At 55.3% G+C, this 624-nt stretch carries 1 rRNA gene; it reads left to right on the top strand.

Annotation, left to right across the window (positions count from 1 at the left end):
- A 16S ribosomal RNA gene (locus tag AC4D2W_RS17280) occupies positions 1–216 on the top strand; the annotation flags it as partial.
- Positions 217–624 lie beyond the last annotated feature (408 nt).

The following is a 624-nucleotide window of genomic DNA, read 5'->3' on the forward strand; positions in this document are numbered from 1 at the left end:
GAAGTTGGAGTCGCTAGTAATCGCAGATCAGCAACGCTGCGGTGAATACGTTCCCGGGCCTTGTACACACCGCCCGTCAAGTCACGAAAGTTGGTAACACCCGAAGCCGGTGGCCTAACCCCTTGCGGGAGGGAGCCGTCGAAGGTGGGACCGGCGATTGGGACTAAGTCGTAACAAGGTAGCCGTACCGGAAGGTGCGGCTGGATCACCTCCTTTCTAAGGAGCACCTCAAAGTGTCCATGTCCTTCCACAGTGTTGGATGTGTGCTTTGCAGGAGATGCCCATATCGGAAACATATGTTTTCCGGTGGGTGCTCAAGGGTGGAATATCAATAAGCAGGTTCCCGGCGTTGGTCCGGGCAGCAGAGTACGCCGTACCAGGGTTCCCTTCGGGGGATCGTGGAGCATGGTGGGAAATGCTGCCGGGTATCCAGGTACCGGGTTTTTCCGTTTGGCACACTGTTGGGTCCTGAAATAACAGGACCGAAGAATTCGAACCAAGAACATGGTTGGAAGGACACGGGTACGTGTTGTTTCTGGTTGTTCCTGCGCAGGTCTGAAGCGTTCCGCGGTAAATACGCGGTGTGTGGAGGGGTGTGACGGGGTTGTTGTTTGAGAACTACAT

This window comes from Arthrobacter sp. TJ-58 (assembly GCF_058269295.1).